The following is a 19,433-nucleotide window of genomic DNA, read 5'->3' on the forward strand; positions in this document are numbered from 1 at the left end:
CGTTCATCCTGAGCCAGGATCAAACTCTCCATTGTATGTTTGTCTGACTCACTCAAAGTTTTTAACGCTTTAGTTTTTCCTTACTTGGTTGTTATATTGTATGTCAATGATCTTTATATCTTTCGCTTTTTAACGCAGCAATCTTTCTGTCAGTGTTGCTCCGTATTTGCGAGTGCAAAAGTAAAACTTTATTTTTAATTGACCAAATGTTTTTGAAGAAAATTTTAAAGTTTTTTAAGTAACCTTAATCCTTCCAAAACCCTCAATCCATCTACTCCTGCGCTCCCTCTAATTGGGACTGCAAAGATAATAACTATTTTTTAACTGACAACTTTTTTTGTAAAAAAAATTAAAGTTTTTTTTCGTCCTTATCTTATGAAGTAGTTTATGTTTCTGCCTTTATAAAGGCGCTTCTGCGCTACTGAATGTATTTCGTTTTTCAGTGGGGCAAAGATAGAAACTTCCCATACACTACGCAACTTTATTTAACATAAATTTTACCGTTTCGTAATATTCAGCTCTAAACGACTGGAAGGCAGGGAGAAAAATTTTAAATAAATAGCTCTTATATTAAGTGTATTTGAAGTTCAATCCGAAATAAGGTAACTATAATAGAGTTTTATGGATTATTCTCTTTATATATTACGCTCAAAAATTCAGCATAGGATTTCTCCAGGCCAATAATATCTCCGGATTTCAGATTCAAACCTCCTACTCCTGAATTATCTGGTTTTACTTTTAGAGAAGAAACCTGAAAATAGAGGTTATCATCATTAGCTTTTGGCTGAACTTTCACCGTAGAACCTAAAAGCTTTTTGGTTGAGATGCTATAGATTTCCCCCGGAACAACTTTTAATTTCAAAAATGATCTGGGAGAGATGGTATAGTCTTTACGGTTAATACTTATCTTTTGATCTTTTTCAGAAGAGGCAAATATATACATCTCACCATGTTCAGCCGTTAATTTTTCTTTGGGTGTATAATATAAAGCGATTTTATAATTGGCAGCATTGAATGCCTGAGGTGTACCATCAACATTTTCGAAAGGTTTTAATTCGAATGTATTGGCACCAATCTCTTTTGCTTTTTTATATACCAAGGAAAATACGAGTGCATCATCTTTTGAAAAACCCTGTACTTCTACTTCTCCTAAATAAATAGCATCTGTAGTAGCAGCTTCTTTTCTTAATAAGAATTTATCTGAGTTGTCATTTGTTTTTTCAACTCTGGTCATATAAACATTTTGTGCATTCCACAGCTGGATACATAACACTGAAAAGAGGATTGCAATATTCTTCATATATATAGTATTAGTGTGAAAGGATCTCAACACATTCTTCAAGGCTGTTTTCCCAATGTTTGGGTTCTATTTTGTAAACTTCCTCTATTTTGTCCAAAGACATGGTACTTCTTACAGGTCTTTTGGCTGGAGTTGGGTACTGTTCGGTTGTTAATGGATTTAATTGTATTGATGACTTTGAAAATTCTGCAATTTTTTTCGCAAATTCAAACCAGGTTGTCTCCGGATAGTTTGAGAAGTGGAAAATTCCATAGGTTTTCTGCGGTGCTTTAATAATCCTCATAATAGCTTCTGCCAAATCATTTGCGTTAGTAGGCTGGCCAAACTGATCAGCAACGATTCCCAGCTCTTCTTTTTGAGAGAAAAGGTTTAACATTGTTTTCACAAAGTTCTTATTAAATTCAGAATATAGCCATGAAGTTCTTAGAATGATTGTTTTTGGATTGATTTCCAGAGCAAGTTCTTCTCCTTCTCTTTTTGATGCTCCATATACTCCAATCGGGTTTGTAAAGTCATCTTCAGAGTAAGGAAGGTTTGTGGTACCATCAAAAACATAATCTGTAGAAACATGGATCAGAACAGATTTATAATCTGCACATGCCTGAGCAAGATGAGCTACTCCATCAGCATTTACGGCAAAGGCTTTTTCTTTTTCCTTTTCCGCCAGATCAACTGCGGTGTAAGCGGAGGCATTGATACAATAATCAGGTTTGTTATCATAAAAGAAATCATTCACCTGCTCATCATTGGTAACATCTAAAGTGGATGAGTCTGTAAATAAGAATTCATATAGATGTTCAAAATCCGGGGCGATCTTTTTTATGCAGTTTCCTAATTGTCCGTTACTCCCTATTACTGCTATTTTTTTCATTTGTTTATTATTAATTTTTAAATTGGAACCTTCAATAAGAAATGGGGTTAAGAGTTCTTGGCATTCTGAGATCTTAAGAACTTCACTCTTGACTGGAAGTCTTTTTGGATAAGATCTACATAAAATTTATCAAAGATTTCTTTGATATCTTCGGGATGAACTTCAGATTTTCTTGTTTTGACATTAAAATAAATAACAGTTACCCAAAGTACAGCATGAATCGTTTTTTCATCAAGGCTTTTCATCAGAATTTCGACTTTTGCCGTTCTATCCTGTACATCGATGGTCTTGCTGCTGATTACTACCTGTGTATTATATCTTACTTCTTTCAGATAAGCTATTTCATTTTGAATAGCAATCCAGGTACAGCCGGTTTGTTTGGTATATTCTTCATAGGTAAATCCATAAAATGTTTCTACATGATCTTCTCGGGCATTGAACATATACTCAAGGTATTTTACATTATTCAAATGTCCGATTGGATCACAGTCACTAAACCTAACTTTGACCGTAGTTGATACTTCTTTTTCCATTCCGCAAAAATAAAAAAACCACCTCTAAAAGAGGTGGTTAGTTTTATAAATCTTTGTTAATTTGCTGAAATTATTGAATTCCTAGTTCTTTCTTCACAGCTGCAGTTGCGTCTGGTCCTGCTTTATAAAGGAATGCTGTTGAGTTTGCATCCATAATATAATCGTATCCGCTAGCTTTAGCTACTTTTTCTACTGCATCGTTTAGCTTTTTCTCAATAGGAGCGAAAGCTAAGTCTTGCTTAGACTGAAGATCTTTTTGAGCTTTTTCCTGCATTTGCTGGATTTCTTCAGCTAATTTTTTCATTTCTGCTTCTCTAGCGTTGTTTTCGTCAGCTGTTTTCTTAGGAGCTTCAGTTTGATATTGCTGATATTTAGTTTGAGCTGCGTCAGCTTTTTTCTTAATCTCAGCTTGTTTAGTATCTAAGAATGTTTTAAGATCAGCATCTGCTTTCTTTTTCTCCGGCATTGCGTTAAGAACTCCCATTACATCTAAAGTAGCAATTTTTTGAGCTTTTGCCATACCTACAGATACAACCATCATTACTGCTGCAAATAATACACTTAATTTTTTCATAACTGGTAAATAAATAATTTAATTTGTTTTTAGATTTTAAAATATAGCAAAAGTTAATTCTCTGATTATTTTTTGCCTTTGCTATTTGTTTTTTCCTTCTTGTCTGTCCCTTTTAGTAGAATAGACAATACTTTTTCGGTGTAATCATATTTTGACTGAAGGAAAATAACACTAATGTTATTGCTTTTATCAAGAACTATGCCCAAGCCATTTTTTTCGGACATTGTTTTGATGGCTCCCCAAATCTGATCCTGAAAAGGCTGAACAAGATTTGTTCTCAGTTTTGTAATTTCACCGTTAGCTCCAAAACGTAAGCTTGTTGTTGTTTTAATATTTTTATCAAGATCGGTAACTTCTTTTTCTCTAAGTTTAAGCTGGTCACCTATCAATAAAACTTTCTCACTTTCAAAAGCAGCTTTTTTCCTTTCATATTCAGACTGAAGACTTTGAAGTTCAGATTCCCAGGTATCGATCTGAGAATTCAACCTAGCTTCAGCTTCTTTATACTGAGGTAATTTATTTAAAATTTCATTAGTATCTACTACTCCTATTTTTTGGGCATTGTTCAACCCGAAAAGCAAGAGTAATGCGAACGTGAAAATTATTTTAAAGTGCTTCATATTTGTAATTATAATGTTTGGTTCATCAAGAAGTGGTTTCTCCATCCAGACTTATCACCAGAAATAGTCTTATCAAGACCTAATGCGAAGTCGAATCCGATCAATCCAAATGCTCCCATATAAACTCTTACACCAATCCCGACAGATCTTTTCAACTGGAATGGGCTGTAAGAACTCCATGAATTCCATACGTTACCACCTTCCGCGAATGTCAAAGCGTAGATTTTCGCAGTCTGGCTCATTGAGATCGGGTATCTTAATTCTAAAGTAAATCTGTTATAGATTGTACCTCCTCCTTTCTGTGTAATATCTTCTGCCTGACCTCCTTCTGTGGTAGCATTTTCATAACCTCTTAAAGGAATCAATTCTCTACCGTCATATCGACCTCCGAAAAGACCTGTTCCTCCCATATAGAATCTTTCGAATGGCGGAGCACCCAATTGGCTGTTATATCCATCCATGAATCCCATTTCTGCAGAAGATCTCAAGACCAATTTTCCAATGATTTCATTGTAGACATCTGCTTTAAACTTGATTTTATAGAATTCCATCCACTTATATTTGTCAATAGCTGACATTGTAGAGTAATCCTTTTTCTTAAACAATGAATATGGAGGAGTCAGTTTTGCTGAAAGCTCGATATTGGATCCAGTTGTTGGGAAAATCGGGTCAATACCAGCAGAGTTTCTGCTCAGTCCTAAGTTGACACTGAAGTTATTGGCAGTACCATTATTTTCAGTGGAATCTCCAAACTGGAATGGATAGTTTTTGAAGTCATACTTCTGGAACTGTAACCCAGTATAAAGAGAGAAATAGTCATCCGGCCAGTTCAATAGTCTGTTCAGACCTACTGAAGCAGAGAAGATGTTCAATTTCTGAGCGTCTCCATATTGATCTGTATATCTTACTCTTGAGTTGTTCAAACTTACAGAAAGAGCTGTTGGTCTTGTACCAAATAGCCAAGGTTCTGTGAATGATACTCCATAGTTCTGGAAGTACTGTCCTGCCTGCACCTGAACCGAGAACGTTTGTCCGTCTCCCTGAGGTACTGGTTTGAAATCTTTAAACTTAAGGAAATTCTTTAATGAGAAGTTATTAAATGTCAATCCTAAAGTACCGATGAAGCTATTACCACCGTAACCTGCCTGTAACTGAACCTGAGAAGATCCTTTTTCTACAAGTTTCCAGTTGATATCTACGGTATTATCCACCTGGTTTGGCTGGATATCCTGTCCGATTTGCTGAGGGTCAAAGAATGACATTCCTGCTAAATCGAAATAGGTTCTCTTAATTTCTGTTTTCTTGAATAGCTCTCCTGGTTTTGTTCTTAGTGCTCTAAGAATTACGTGGTCATGGGTTGTTGTATTCCCCTGCCATGTTACTTTATTCCAAGTAGCCTGCTCTCCTTCATTAATTCTTACTTCAAGGTTTACGGCATCTCCTGTTACTGATTTTTCAACAGGTGTTACGTTGGAGAAAAGGTAACCATTGTTCATGTAAACAGATTTAATATCTGAATCATCCTCTTTACCTCCGTCTTCACCAACTTTTTTGTTGAAACCTACAGCATCGTAAATATCACCTTTCTTATATCCTAATAATCTCTGTAAGTATTCTGTAGAGTATACAGTATTACCCGTGAATGTAACATCCCCAATATAATATTTTTTACCCTCGCTAAGTTTTACATTGATTTCGTAGTTATTTCTTTTGTTTCTCCATACTGAATCTGAAACAATTTTAGCGTCTCTGTATCCAAGGGAATTATAATAACTGATAAGACTTTGCTTGTCTTCCTGATATTTATCTTCAATGAATTTTGAGGACTTCAATATTCCACCAATACCGAAACGTTTTTGCTTAGTTTCTTTGAAAGCTTTATTTCTAAGTTTTCTATCGGTTACATTCTCGTTTCCTTCAAATTCAATATGATCAATTTTGATTCTTTTACCTTTATCTACATTGATTGTCCAGTCTACCAAAGAAGGATCACCTGCATTTACTTTATCCTGAATAGTGATTTTAGCATCTGCAAAACCTTTTTTGATATAGTCTTTAGGGACATGGGTTTTAAGGCTTGAAACTAAGTTCTGAGTAATCTTAGTTCCTGGTTTAAGGTTGTTATCCTTTGCCAGTTTTTCACTTTTAGATTTACCGATTCCTTTTCCTGCAAATTTCACTTCTCCAAGTTCTTTCAGATCCTGCAGATGAAATTTCAGGACAATCGTTTGTCCTTCAATACTTTGAACATAAACTTCCACTTCAGAAAAAGATTGGGTATCCCAAAGCTTTTTTACAGCATTGCTGATTTTCTGTCCCGGAATGTCTACACTTTCTCCTTTTGTAAGGCCCGTAAATCTTAAGATCTGAGCTGGTGTATATTTTTTTACCCCATCTACAACGATGTCTTTAAGTGTATAAGTTCCTGCCTCATTTTCTGCATGTACAGCATTATTTACTTTTGTGCTGTCTTGTGGAGTTACTTGTCCATAAAAATGTGCAGAAGCAGCAAACATAATGATGGGTAATAGTCTAAACTTCATTTTATCGAGTCTTTCTTTTCTTAAAATTTTATTGGCCTTTTACCTGTTCACCGGTTAAACCATATCTTCTTTCCTTGTTTTGATAATCAACAATACATTGGAAGAAAATATCTTTGGTGAAATCCGGCCACAGCACATTTAAAAACTGTAATTCTGCATAAGCAATCTGCCAAAGCAGGAAGTTGCTTATCCTTATTTCGCCGCTGGTTCTGATCAGTAAATCTACAGGAGGAAAATCTTTTGTATATAGATAGTTTTCGAATAAACTTTCGTTTATATTTTCTATCTCTACTTTTCCTTCTTTTACATCAGAACTTATATTTTTTACGGCTTCCAGTATTTCATTTTGTGAGCCATAGCTAATAGCCAATACAAGGTTTCCTTTTGTGTTTTCTTTTGTAAGCTCTACCACACGTTCCAACTGCTCTTTTACTAATGTAGGCAGTTTCTCAAGATTCCCTATAACATGCATTCTCAATCCTTTGCTGAAGATCTCTTCTGCTTCCAGCAGTAAGGTCTCTACTAACAGATTCATAAGGGTATTCACTTCTTCACTTGGACGATTCCAATTTTCTGAAGAAAATGTATACAGTGTTAAATAAGGGATATTAATCTCATTACATGCATTAATAGCATTTCTTACTGCATTAATGGCATTTTTGTGACCGAAAGTTCTTTCTTCGCCACGAGATTTTGCCCATCTTCCATTACCATCCATAATGATGGCTACGTGTTTTGGTAAATTCTCAGAATTTATTTTTTCTTTAATCAACGACATATTATTCACAATAACATGGAGGTCTTCCGAACGAATATGTAAGTCCTAAACTGAAAGTATTTATCCAGTCGTTGGATCTTCCATCTCCAATATTTCTCTTTTTAATAAACTCTGCTTCTCTTTCTTTAGAAACCGCATAATAATTTCCTGACTGTAATAATGAACCACCTGTAGCGGGATCCAAAATATCAGCATTAAAAGAAGTTTTTACATCTTTGGAAAGGATCTTACTATGATCCAGCTGATCCGTCAATGTATATCTGAATGTAGCTTCTGCAAATATAGCCCAAGAATGGTTGAATTTATACTTCAAACCCACCCCAAAAGGAATATGCATTGTTACTTTTTTCCCTAATGAATAATCTGTGGTGGTGGTAAAATCCAATTCGTTGATCGGAGCCTGTGCCACACCATCAGCATCTCTCCTGAAATCATTCACAAGAGTAGCTTTAGGAGCATCAAACATCAAAGCACCGATACCTCCGAAGATGTAAGGGCTCAGCATGCTGATCTGCTCGTTATTTACAGGGAAAAAGTTATATTCAAACATTAAACTCGCCTCATACACATTGTTTTTTCCGTATGAGTTTCTATTTCTTCTATAATCCTCTTTCGCCGCTTTATCACTAAACTGAATTTGATTGTATCCCAAATCCAATCTAACGGTCTGATGCGGGTTAAAATTAAATCTGTATAATAAACCACCATAAAATGGGATGCCCCAATCTGACGCTCTGCTTAAATCCAACGGCTTCTGTAAAATATAATTTGTCCTTCCTACATCTCCCACTAGGTTACTCATACCTAGACGAACTCCCAATTCGTTTCTTTGTGCTTTAACACTTACCACTCCAAGGAAGGCAAGGAAGCTAAACAATAATTTTTTATTCATAAAAGAATATGGATTTATGGTTATTTTAAAATTTAATTTTTGCAAATATAAAACATTTTTATATTAATGATAATCTTAATGTTTAGTTAAAAATAAACAAAAAAACATAATTTGTTATAAAGTAAACGGCAAAGTGGCAAAAATATTCTTTTTTTCATAGAATGAAAATACTTTAAATATGAAAAAACCCCCATTAAATGAGGGTTTAATGCTTTATTTTTTATTGAATAATACCTGTACTTTATTTCTGATCCTTATTAATAAAGGTTCTTTATAATTTTTATCTTCATCAAAATATCCGTAACCATAACCATATCCGTAGCCGTAACCGTAGCCATATCCGTAGCCTTGTTTGGTGTTATAGTCATTATAAACAAGTCCTAAATTATTAACTTCATCATTATGATACTTTTCAGTAATCATTTTCAGCATATACTTTTCTGTATATTCATGGCGTACTACATAAATATTAGTATCAGAATACTTCATCAGCTCATATGAGTCAGCCACAAGACCTACAGGTGGTGAATCTATAATAATGAAATCATATTTTTCTTTAAGTTCTTCTATAAATCTGATATTTTTCTGGCTCATTAAAAGCTCAGATGGGTTTGGTGGGATAGGACCTGAAGTAGCAACATCAAGATTAGGAATCTTGGTTTTGTTAATAATCTGGTCAATATCTACTTCTCCTGTAAGATAATTTGAGATCCCATATTTATTATCAATCTTAAAGTCTCCAAAGATTTTTGGTTTTCTAAGATCCATTCCTAATAAGATTGTTTTTTTATCACTCAATCCTATTACCGATGCCAAGTTGATAGAAATATAAGTTTTCCCTTCTCCCCCAATGGATGATGTGATCAAAATAACTTTACCTTTTTCACTTTCATTATCCATTAAGAATCTCATATTTGCTCTTATTCCCCTGAAAGCCTCAGATACAGATGATTTTGGCTGTTCCAGAACGGTAAGCATATTTTCATTGCTGTTATTTCCTATTACTCCAAGAAGTGGAATTTTCGTAGCACTTAACAGCTCTTTAATATTTCTGATTTTACTGTCTAATACTTCACCCACAAAGATAAACAGTAATGGAAGTAACAGTAATCCAGAGATAATAGCAGTCTTTGCTAGCTTTACATTAGGTCCGATAGCTCTTTGCCCCAGGTTTTTAGCAGGGTCAATCACTGTAATATCAGATTGGTTGGTAGCCATTCTCATCTTCGTATCACTCTGTCTTCCCAAAAGACTATTATAAGTAGCCTCAATCATATTATATCCTCTCTCTGCATCCAAATATCTTCTTTCTTTTTCAGGATAAGAAGCTAAATCTGAGTTGGCACCTGAAATATCACGATCAATTTTATTGATCTCATCATAATATCTGCTATAATATCCTCTTAAGCTGTTTGATGATCCCGTTCTTGCTTCATCAATAAGCCTGTTGATTTCTCTCATTGGCTCTGATGAAGGCTTATAAATGGAAGCCATTTCTGCTCTTTTAGTATATAAAGCTTTAAGTTCAGAGACTGTTGCTGAAAATACTCCATCTTCAAAACCTGCGGCATTGGTTCCAATCATTTTATCAAAATTCTGGGACTGCAGCGTGTTTTTTATATTGTTAAGAGAATTGATTTTGCTTATGATATCTGCTTTTCTAGCCTCCAGTTCTTTTATTTTTTCAAGAGATTTTTCATCTCTGTCTTTAATGTTATAAAGTTTTTCAGAGGTTTTTAAATAATTCAACACATTAGCACTTGAATCAAGCTTTTTGCGGATATTATCCAGATTGTCTTTTAAAAAGATGTCTGTGTTCTTATTAACCACATTTTTATCAGCCAATCTCTTTTTCTGTAATTCTGCAACAGATTTATTAAGGAAATTAACTGTACTATTAAGGTTGTAACCCGTTTTAGTAATAATCATAATAGACCTGATTTCTTTATCAAAGTCAACACCTGTAGTCGAAACAATTTCATTCACACTCTCATTTACCGAACTCAGGTTTACAATGATATTATCCAGCTTGATTTTAGTAGGAACAGGATTTCTAAGAAGTCTGAATCTCAGGTTAGGAGAATTATACCATTCATTGATTTTAATGATTTTATCAGCGGGTCTTCCATATGAGTTGATGCTCTGAAAGCCTTCAACTTCATAATTGTATAAGTTTGTAGATTCTCCTTCTTCGGGTAAAACTACTTGGTATGCCCCCTCTCCTTTTGGCATCAGGGTAATAGCGTAATTAATCTGTTGAAGATGTTTTTTATCAATCTGAAGAAAAACAGGTGAATCATCTTTATCCAGGTAAGTAGATTTTATCAGTCCTTTGGTAGAATAATTAACAAAAAGATCCAGTTCTTTTACCAAAAATTCGTTATGTGATCTGGATAAAAGCATTTTCTTCAGATAAAGCCCATCCTGATTTCCGGTATCTCCCCAAATGAAGTTGATCGATTGATTAGCCTGTGTTGGTAAAAACTCAGACCCTTTGCTGGAAGTACTTAATGACAAGTCTGATGCATAAATATTTTGTGCATAGTAATGAGTGTATCCCCATGCAAGCCCATAGCCAATAAAAAACATGAATACAAACCAATACCAGTTCTTAAGGATCCTTCTTAAAAAGTGCTCTAAATCAAATAATGCAAATGATCCATACTTTTCTTTCTGAGAATTATTCTTCTCCGCAGCGTTTACTCTTTCTGGAATCATGACTAAAGATTTTTAAGAAGTAAATAAATAGACAATGCTGTAGTAATCACCGAAACTCCTGTTGTTAAAGTCTGAATAGGATCTTTTCCGAATCCATTCAAGCTTTTTGCTCTTGTGTTCAAATAGATTTCATCACCATTCTGCACATAATAGAAAGGAGAGTTCATAAGATCTTCGCGGGTAAGATCTATTTTTGCAATTTTGATTCCTTCAGGGAGTTTTCTGTGGATAACGATCTCTTTTTTGTCGATCGTTCTGTTTAGCCCGCCATTAATAGCCAAAGCCTCAGTAATGGTAAGGGTATTTTTATGAGCTACTTTCTCTCCTGAAAGGCCTGTAGTTTCTACGTCACCAAGAATATAATAAGTAATACCATCTGTATTCAAACGTACTTCAGACTTACCTTCCTGAAAGTTTTCATTTACTTTTTCCTGAATTTCTTTTCTAATATCCTCTAATGTTCTCCCTTCGGCTTTTACATAGCCAATTCCAAAAACATTGATATCTCCGTTGGAGTCAACCTTGAGCCCATTAAAATAAAAATTCATGTTTCCTCCTCTGCTTGCTCCAGAGGTAGTACCAATTCCTCCTCCAACAGAACCTCCACCTGATATAGCAGGGCTTGTTGCTGTTCCAGCTCCAGTTCCTATTCCTCCTGAGGAATTATAAGAGGAATAAAACTGTGCGGCATCTCCTTTGGGAGTTGTTACAATGTTAAGATTAAGGATATCATTTTTGGTAATCCTGTATACAGGAATATTGTAGGGAACGAGACCTTCTTCATTAATTACGAGACTCTCACTTGGCTGTAAGTATCTTACATCCTTTGTTGTAATACATGAGGTAACTAAAAGAGGGAATATTAAAAATAAATATTTAAAGTTTTTCATCATATATAATATTGTTTACAAAAGTAATATTTAATTGTTAATTTTTGTTATTTCTTAATCGATATAGCAAATCTGGCAGATAAGCACCAAAAAAACCTATTGAAAGAATCACCAATAATAAAAGATTGACATTAATATGTCTTAAATAATAAGCTATTCCAACAATCATCAAATAGTAAATGATAATATAAAAAGTTGATCTCCTATGGGTAAGGTTCAATTTCAACAGTTTATGATGAATATGGTTTTTATCGGCATCAAATGGGGATTTTTTATTGTAAAGCCTGATCATAATTACATTTAAAGTATCCACGATTGGAAGAATCAAAATGGCTACCGCCACTACAGGAGCAGACTGAAGGTGATATCTTGGAACATCAATGAGTTTCTTATCTATAAAAATATCTATAAAACAAATGGATGTAAAAGCTAACAAAAAGCCAAGAAGCATAGATCCTGTATCTCCCATAAATATTTTGTGAGTACGGTAATTTGACAAATTATAATACAAAAATGCCAGTACAGTTCCAATAATAACAACGGATAACACAACCAGTGGGTAGTTATACTCTCCTAAGCGATAATAACTGATTCCAAATAAAGCACTGCAGATCACAGAATAACCACCTGCCAGCCCGTCTATTCCGTCAATCAGGTTAAATGCATTAATCAGAATAATAAATGTTACGATACTGAATATCACACTTACGAAATACTCCAGCTCGTATACTCCGAAGATTCCGAATAAACTTCTGATTCTGATATCGGAACCAATAACAATCAGGGAAGACACAACAATTTGGGCAACAAGTTTTTTGTAAGCCCTCATTACAACAATATCATCCATCACACCCACATAGAGCAGGATAATTAATGAAGCAAATAAAAATTTGTAGAGATCAAATAATTCATAGGCAAAAATAGAGGCACAGATTCCTATGGAATAAAAGATGGCAATACCTCCCAGGTTGGGAATTTCTCTAAGATGCGAACTTCTTATCCCAGGCTCATCCATCAGATTCTTTCTTCTTGAAATCTTGACAATGGTAGGAATAGAGAAAAATGTAATTAAAAAGGAGAACACGAAGCCTAGTCCTATTTTTATATAGAAAATAGGTATTCCCGATCCGCTTAAGAACAATTCAAAATTTTTCATTCTTTTCTTATTCAGCACTTGTATCTCCTAAATAAAAAATCATAATACAGAACTTACAAGATCTCGTCATTATCATTTTCTATTGACCGAAACAATAGTACTTACATTTGTGTTTACTAAATCAATTTTCTTATCAATCTTTTCTGTCCTGCAAAAAACAACAGATAAAAAATCTTTTTCTTCAAAGGCAAAGATAAAAGATAATTCTTACCAAAACGACTATACTTCAATATATCTTGAATTTTTATTTGTCTTTCCTTCATAAAAAGAACTAATTGATCCGACATACTATAAAATATTTCTTCTTTTTTCACAAAGGCCAGATAGGCCAAAAATGAGTAGACCCCTTCGAAAATCTGAAAATTTTTCAGCTCTTCTTTTTTGTGGGAATATGGGGATTTACTGAATATTTGTTCCACATCAGACACCGCTTTTAGCATATCAAGTCCTTTTTCTGTGTGCGTTTTTGTAATAGAATCGGTACGTTCGAGATACTGATAATGGTAGTTCTGAGTCTGCGCAATGGTTTCACATTCCAGCAAAAGCTGTGGAATAAGCTGAATATCTTCAAAATGAACTCCTTTTTTAAATCTTTTCTGATTAAAAAGTTCTTTTTTAAACAGCTTATTGCATGCGAAATAACTGATATCCGAAAAAACAGAAAAATAATCTTCAAGTGTTATTTTTTCAGGCATATTGGGAAGCTGAGTCAGTTTTTGGATAATTTTTCCATTTTCGTCTACTTTCTGAATATTACAGATCACCATCTTCGCACGGTGTTTTTCTGCTAAAAGGAACATTTCCTCGAACATGGTTTCGGTGACATAATCATCACTGTCTACAAAACCGATGTAATCACCGGTAGCCCTATCAATTCCAAAATTACGGGCATCACTTAACCCCCCGTTTTCTTTGGTAAAAGCTTTTATTTTTTCAGGATATTTGTGTGCGAATTCTCTAATTATTTTTTCAGAGTTATCCATACTTCCATCGTTCACGACAACAATCTCAATATCAGAGAGACTCTGCTTCACCAGAGAGTCAAGGCATTTTGTCAAATAATTTTCGACATTATAAACGGGAACAATAATAGATACTCTTGAGGGAACATTTGTCATACATTAAATTTTCGTCAGTCTTGCATTCAGCCAGCCTTTTTTAGCTTCATCAAAATCTTTTCTGGAACACGGAATGCAGTTTTCTATATTTTCGTCATCACCAAAATACCATAAATTACTGAAAGTATCACGCCTGAATGCATATTGTCTGTCATCTATCAAAACATAGAACAGCTCATAATGTCTTTCTTTCGGATGGGAATGCTGGATATTGATTCCTTCGATCAGATACCACAGCATCTGTGCTAACAGCTGATGATTCAGCTGGTTCTCTGAATAAATATTATAATTAAAAATCCCAACAGATTTCAGATTTTCACTGAGTCCGATCTCCTTCATATAGGCACAGATTTCTCTTCTGTTCAAACCATTTACCTGTGGATTCATTGAAAAAGGTTCACTAAAACTTTCAATAGCATCACAATTTACGGTCACCAGATCTGCTTTTCTGAAGAAAGGTTCTGTTTTTTCTGTAGAATTCATCATTTCAGCCAGTCTGATAATATCAAACTCCACTTCTTTGATGAGTCTTACAGAATCCATTTCATTCAAATGTTTCTGATACCCCAGATGATGATAATTTTTAATGGAGAAATTCTTGGCTCCGAAAATTTTACTTAAAAAAGTATGTTCATTGATGGTTTCTCCTTGCTGAAGAGAAATAATATTACTGATCTGGGTATAATTGAGGCTTTTCTTATGGAAATTCAATGCTGAAAATAATGAGAAAGCAAAATCATTGGAACCTCCAATAATCACTGGAATAGCTCTTTTATAGTGACATGCTGACAACACTTCCTGTAAGATATAATGTGTATCCTGAACAGATTTTCCGGACACCAGATCCCCAAGATCTACAACAGGAATTTCGAAGTCCATCTGCGAAAGCTTATAAAATTCTTTTCTTACTGCCGTAAAATCCTGTACTTCTGCATCACCGCCTGCGCCTCTGTAGTCTGATACAAATAAGAGAACAATACTGTCTTCTCTGATATCTTTTGTAATCCGATTTCCTATCTGCCAGCTTTCTGTTTTGAAATTTCTTGGTGAAATGATAAAGTCTTCGAAATCCATATTTTAATTTGAAATGTAATAATTGATTAATTGCTTGATGTAACAAACATACAAAAAAAGCCTTCCTTGAAGAAGACTTTTAGTAAGATATAGAATTATTTCTTAATTAATTTTTTATAAATTTCGACACTATTCTTTCTTTTACCATTTGAATATCAATAAAATAAACACCCGACAACAGATAACTTAAATTAATTTTATCCTGTAATTGATTAGGTTCCATGTGCAATATAATTCGTCCATTTGTATCATAGATGTCATAGCTTATTATTTTTTCACTGGAGGTAATATGTAGAAAATCCTTAACCGGATTTGGATATAACTTCACATTATTCAATGGTACTTCTGAAGTTTTCAGACTGCTTGTATTAAAAAAATATTTACGGGCTGTCCCTACATATTTGGTTTGCGATCCATACCAGATAGAATAGATCCCAAATAGTACAATGGAGTTCCCATACAATTCAAATCCTTTATTGTATACATTCTTGTTCAGCATCTGCGGAGTAATAATTTTACCGTTTAGCCCAAAGGAAGTATCCAGATCGCCATTTTCATCCATCTTCAAAGCATAGGTATTGTACCAGCCTGTTCCTGAAACCATAAATGTATTGTCTGCAAGACGCGCCACCTTTATCGGGGTTGAATCAGACTGAACAGGAGTAACGATTATTCCTGTATTTTTAAATGTAGTATCTAAAGTTCCATCTGCATTCAAACGATACGTAACAAGCCCAAAACAATTATTCCCATTACAAATACTCCCGGAAGTAAATCCTAAGATTTTCCCATTATCCAGAAACATAAGGTGAGCACTCCCATCTATATTCTGACCATAAGAGTACAGGAAAGTTCCTGCATTTCCAAAAGAAGTATCGAGGCTTCCGTCAGACTGAAGTTTTGTAATAACGATTCTCTGATCGCTCACCGCCACCATTTTCTGACCTGCTATAAATATTTCATTGTTGTTTTTTACAATTATTCTCCTGTATTTATAAGCAAGACCTAAAGCAAGCGTTCCTCCGTTTCCAAAAGAAGTGTCCGGAGTTCCGTTTGGTAAAAGACGTACAAGGCTAAAATCTGAGCCAGCATTGGAAGTGGTATATTTCAGAAGATAAATTTTGCCATTCTGATCAATATCTATGTCAGCATAGGATTCCGACAGATTAAACGGAGTAAAGCTATTTACAAAATTTCCATTTTCATCTATTTTCTGAACAGCGCCATACCCAGCATCCATGATAATATAATTGCCATCTCCTGCAGGTTTTATCTTACCATAGTATCCCTGAGAGAAAAGTTTATATCCAGCCCCATTGGAAAAAGAAGTGTCTAATACTCCATTAGCGGTAAAGCGGGCAATAAAATTACTGCCTACCGCTAAAACTTTTCCATCCGGAAGTTGGGTTGTGGATTGTATCTGCAGTCCACCGGACATTTGACTGCCATTATAAAATGCAAAATCAGTAGATCCGCTGCTTAAACCATACGATGTATCCAGTAGGTTTTCCTGGGCAAAGGCATTCAAAGTGACGAAAAGCCCTAAAATAGATAGAATTTTATACATAAGACTCAATTTTAAAATGATGTTTCAGGTTGTTATATTAGTTTTTAAGCTCCCAAAGTTAAAAATTTAAGGAGAAATAATAAGGAGAGAAATATCCTCTTTACCATAGGATTTAATAAAAAAAGCCGTTAACATGGTCTGTCAACGGCTTTTTATTTAATAAAATATTATTTCTTTTTGGCAGCTGGTTTCTTTGCTGCTGTTGTTTTCTTTGCAGTAGTAGCTTTTTTAGCTGCAGGTTTTTTCTTTTCTGCAAAAGCTTTAGGATCCTGATCTGTAATCCATTTTTTAACCTCATCTAAAGAAAGTTCTTTTAATTCCTCTGCATCATATTTTGTATCGTCTGCTTTTTTAGGAATTTTGAACATAGCTTTTCCGAACTTGATGAAAGGTCCCCATCTTCCGTTTTCAATGGAAATCTTTTCTTTTTCCCACTGCTGGATGTATCGGTTGGCTTCTTTTTCAAGTTTAGCATCAATCAATTCATTGATATCGCTTTGTGAAAGATTTTCAAAATCGTATCTCTTTGGAACATTAACGAAAATATCTTTGTACTTGATAAACGGTCCGAATCTTCCGGATCCTTTGGTTACCGGCTCTCCTTTATAAGTAGCAATAGGAGCATCAGCAATCTTCTTTTCATTGATAATCTCCTCTGCACGTTTCTGATCTACAGAAAGCGGATCTTCCCCTTTCGGAATACTGATATACGTTTCTCCCCATTTCACATAAGGACCAAATCTGCCAACACCTACAGAAACTGACTGTCCGTCAACTTCGCTTAAATCGAAAGGCAATTTGAATAATTCCAGTGCTTCTTCGAAAGTAATGGTTGCGATATTCTGTCCTGACATTAATGATGCAAAGATTGGTTTCTCTTCATCATCCGTTTCTCCAATCTGGATCATTGCTCCAAATCTTCCGATTCTTGCATGAACATTTTTACCAGTCTTTGGATCTACTCCTAATAACCTGTCTCCGGTTGCACGGTCTGCATTTTCTTCTACATCTTCAATTCTCGGATGGAATTTTGAGTAGAAATTGGTCATCATTTCTTTCCATTTCTGATCACCGCTCGCAATTTCGTCAAAACTTTCTTCTACTCTTGCTGTGAAACCGTAATCAAGGATTTCTCTGAAATTATCTGTTAAGAAATCATTGACCACTTCACCGATGTCTGTAGGAATGAATTTATTTTTATCCCCACCAAATTTCTCTTCAAGAACTACTTTTTTGATCTTATCTTTTGCTAAAGACATTTTGATCACTTCACGGGTATGCGGTTCAATTTCTCTTTTATCTACATACTCTCTGTTCTGAATCGTCTGAATTGTAGGAGCATAAGTAGATGGTCTACCAATCCCTAATTCTTCAAGTTTCCTCACCAATCCGGCTTCCGTATATCTTGCACTTGGTCTTGTGAATTTTTCAGTAGCAGTAATTGTTTTATAGTTCAATATTTCTCCTACAGTTACTTTCGGCAACAATTTATCATTGTTTTCCTCATCATCATCTTCTGCCTTTACAATTCCGTAAGCCTTCAGGAAACCATCAAATATAATAACCTCTCCTTGTGCTTCAAAATGATGTGGCAATGATGCATTACCTATTTCAATCACTGTCTTTTCAATTTTAGCATTAGCCATCTGAGAAGCCAGTGTTCTTTTATAGATTAATTGATATAGTCTGTTTAATTGTGCATCAGCTACAGTTTTCACTCCAAAATCTGTAGGTCGGATCGCTTCGTGAGCTTCCTGTGCTGAAGCTGATTTTGTAGTATAGTTTCTTGGAGAAGAATATTCTGCTCCATATTCTGATATAATTTGTTTTTTAGCGCCTTCAATAGCTTCCTGAGAAAGGTTTACAGAGTCTGTTCTCATATAAGTAATAAACCCTTCTTCGTATAGCCTCTGTGCGAGACGCATGGTGTTGGTTACATTATAACCAAGTCTTGAGGAAGCTTCCTGCTGCAATGTAGAAGTTGTAAACGGTGCTGAAGCTGAACGGGTACCTGGCTTGGTTTCAACATTGAGAACTTTAAATTCTGTAGTTTTTGACTGCTCCAGGAATTTCTCTGCCTCTTCTTCCTTTTCAAAGTCTTTTTTCAACTTGGCAGCAATTTCCTGCTCTGTTTTATTTAAGAAGATTCCATCCAGTTTAAAGCTTGCTTTTGGTTTAAACTCACGGATCTCTTTTTCTCTTTCAACAATTAACCTAACTGCTACAGACTGTACTCTACCTGCAGATAGTCCCGGTTTTACTTTTTTCCATAAAACGGGAGACATTTCAAAACCTACAATTCTGTCCAGCACTCTTCTCGCCTGCTGTGCATTCACTAAGTTCTGATCAATATCTCTTGGATTGTCGATTGCTTTTAGAATGGCATTTTTGGTAATCTCGTGGAAAACAATTCTTTTTCTATTTTCAGGCTTTAGTTTCAATTCATCCGCAAGATGCCATGCAATAGCTTCTCCTTCGCGGTCCTCATCGGAAGCAAGCCATACCATATCAGCTTTCTTTACAGCAGCCTTTAATTCGGTTACCAATTTCTTTTTGTCTGCTGAAACTTCGTAATCAGGACTGAATGTGGCAAGGTCTATCCCCATTCCTTTTTTAGGAAGGTCACGGATATGTCCGAAACTGGATTTCACTTCAAAATCCTTTCCTAGATATTTCTGAATAGTTTTTGCTTTTGCCGGGGACTCTACGATTACTAAATTTTTCGACATTCTAACTAAAAATTTTTGCAAAAGTAAAGCTTTTTTATTATATACTTTTTGTTAAACGGGTTTAATTTAA

At 34.8% G+C, this 19,433-nt stretch carries 15 protein-coding genes; all 15 read right to left on the bottom strand.

Features of this window, described 5'->3' with window-relative positions:
- Positions 1-619: 619 nt before the first annotated feature.
- The gene (locus REB14_RS12365; RefSeq protein ID WP_309522329.1) at positions 620-1,300 is read right to left on the bottom strand and encodes a hypothetical protein; all 681 of its coding nucleotides are present in this window, start codon (positions 1,298-1,300) and stop codon (positions 620-622) included.
- 10 nt (positions 1,301-1,310) lie between these two features.
- On the bottom strand, positions 1,311-2,171 hold the full coding sequence (gene rfbD / locus REB14_RS12370) for a dTDP-4-dehydrorhamnose reductase (protein WP_309522330.1): 861 nt from the start codon (positions 2,169-2,171) through the stop codon (positions 1,311-1,313).
- A gap of 47 nt (positions 2,172-2,218) precedes the next feature.
- Complete coding sequence (locus REB14_RS12375) at positions 2,219-2,704, bottom strand: acyl-CoA thioesterase (protein ID WP_062675928.1); 486 nt, start codon at positions 2,702-2,704, stop codon at positions 2,219-2,221.
- Positions 2,705-2,774: 70 nt separating this feature from the next.
- Positions 2,775-3,278 carry an OmpH/Skp family outer membrane protein gene (locus REB14_RS12380; RefSeq protein WP_034692403.1) on the bottom strand — a complete coding sequence of 168 codons (504 nt, stop codon included), beginning with the start codon at positions 3,276-3,278 and terminating at the stop codon, positions 2,775-2,777.
- 65 nt (positions 3,279-3,343) lie between these two features.
- Entirely contained in the window at positions 3,344-3,898 is a 555-nt protein-coding gene (locus REB14_RS12385; protein ID WP_079244001.1) for an OmpH/Skp family outer membrane protein, read from the bottom strand.
- Positions 3,899-3,906: 8 nt separating this feature from the next.
- Positions 3,907-6,441 carry an outer membrane protein assembly factor BamA gene (bamA, locus tag REB14_RS12390; RefSeq protein WP_079243410.1) on the bottom strand — a complete coding sequence of 845 codons (2,535 nt, stop codon included), beginning with the start codon at positions 6,439-6,441 and terminating at the stop codon, positions 3,907-3,909.
- Between the two features lie 28 nt (positions 6,442-6,469).
- Positions 6,470-7,219, bottom strand: a complete 750-nt coding sequence (locus REB14_RS12395; protein ID WP_034692407.1) for an isoprenyl transferase — start codon at positions 7,217-7,219, stop codon at positions 6,470-6,472.
- 1 nt (position 7,220) lies between these two features.
- The gene (gene porG / locus REB14_RS12400) at positions 7,221-8,111 is read right to left on the bottom strand and encodes a type IX secretion system protein PorG (RefSeq protein WP_062675931.1); all 891 of its coding nucleotides are present in this window, start codon (positions 8,109-8,111) and stop codon (positions 7,221-7,223) included.
- 213 nt (positions 8,112-8,324) lie between these two features.
- Positions 8,325-10,829 (bottom strand): exopolysaccharide transport family protein, encoded by a 2,505-nt coding sequence (locus REB14_RS12405; RefSeq protein WP_079243411.1) that lies wholly within the window; start codon positions 10,827-10,829, stop codon positions 8,325-8,327.
- Positions 10,830-10,831: 2 nt separating this feature from the next.
- Positions 10,832-11,722 (bottom strand): polysaccharide biosynthesis/export family protein, encoded by an 891-nt coding sequence (locus REB14_RS12410; RefSeq protein WP_079243412.1) that lies wholly within the window; start codon positions 11,720-11,722, stop codon positions 10,832-10,834.
- Positions 11,723-11,756: 34 nt separating this feature from the next.
- Positions 11,757-12,875, bottom strand: coding sequence for a glycosyltransferase family 4 protein (locus tag REB14_RS12415; RefSeq protein WP_079243413.1), 1,119 nt, complete (start codon positions 12,873-12,875; stop codon positions 11,757-11,759).
- A 116-nt stretch (positions 12,876-12,991) separates the two neighbouring features.
- Positions 12,992-13,993 carry a glycosyltransferase family 2 protein gene (locus tag REB14_RS12420; protein WP_079243414.1) on the bottom strand — a complete coding sequence of 334 codons (1,002 nt, stop codon included), beginning with the start codon at positions 13,991-13,993 and terminating at the stop codon, positions 12,992-12,994.
- Between the two features lie 3 nt (positions 13,994-13,996).
- Positions 13,997-15,067 carry a formimidoylglutamase gene (locus tag REB14_RS12425; RefSeq protein WP_079243415.1) on the bottom strand — a complete coding sequence of 357 codons (1,071 nt, stop codon included), beginning with the start codon at positions 15,065-15,067 and terminating at the stop codon, positions 13,997-13,999.
- Between the two features lie 106 nt (positions 15,068-15,173).
- A complete protein-coding gene (locus tag REB14_RS12430) occupies positions 15,174-16,634 on the bottom strand; it encodes a T9SS type A sorting domain-containing protein (RefSeq protein ID WP_309522331.1) in 1,461 nt (486 codons plus the stop codon).
- A gap of 167 nt (positions 16,635-16,801) precedes the next feature.
- Entirely contained in the window at positions 16,802-19,363 is a 2,562-nt protein-coding gene (gene topA / locus REB14_RS12435; protein WP_309522332.1) for a type I DNA topoisomerase, read from the bottom strand.
- Positions 19,364-19,433 lie beyond the last annotated feature (70 nt).

This window comes from Chryseobacterium metallicongregator, assembly GCF_031324065.1.
Classification (GTDB): Bacteria; Bacteroidota; Bacteroidia; order Flavobacteriales; family Weeksellaceae; genus Chryseobacterium; species Chryseobacterium metallicongregator.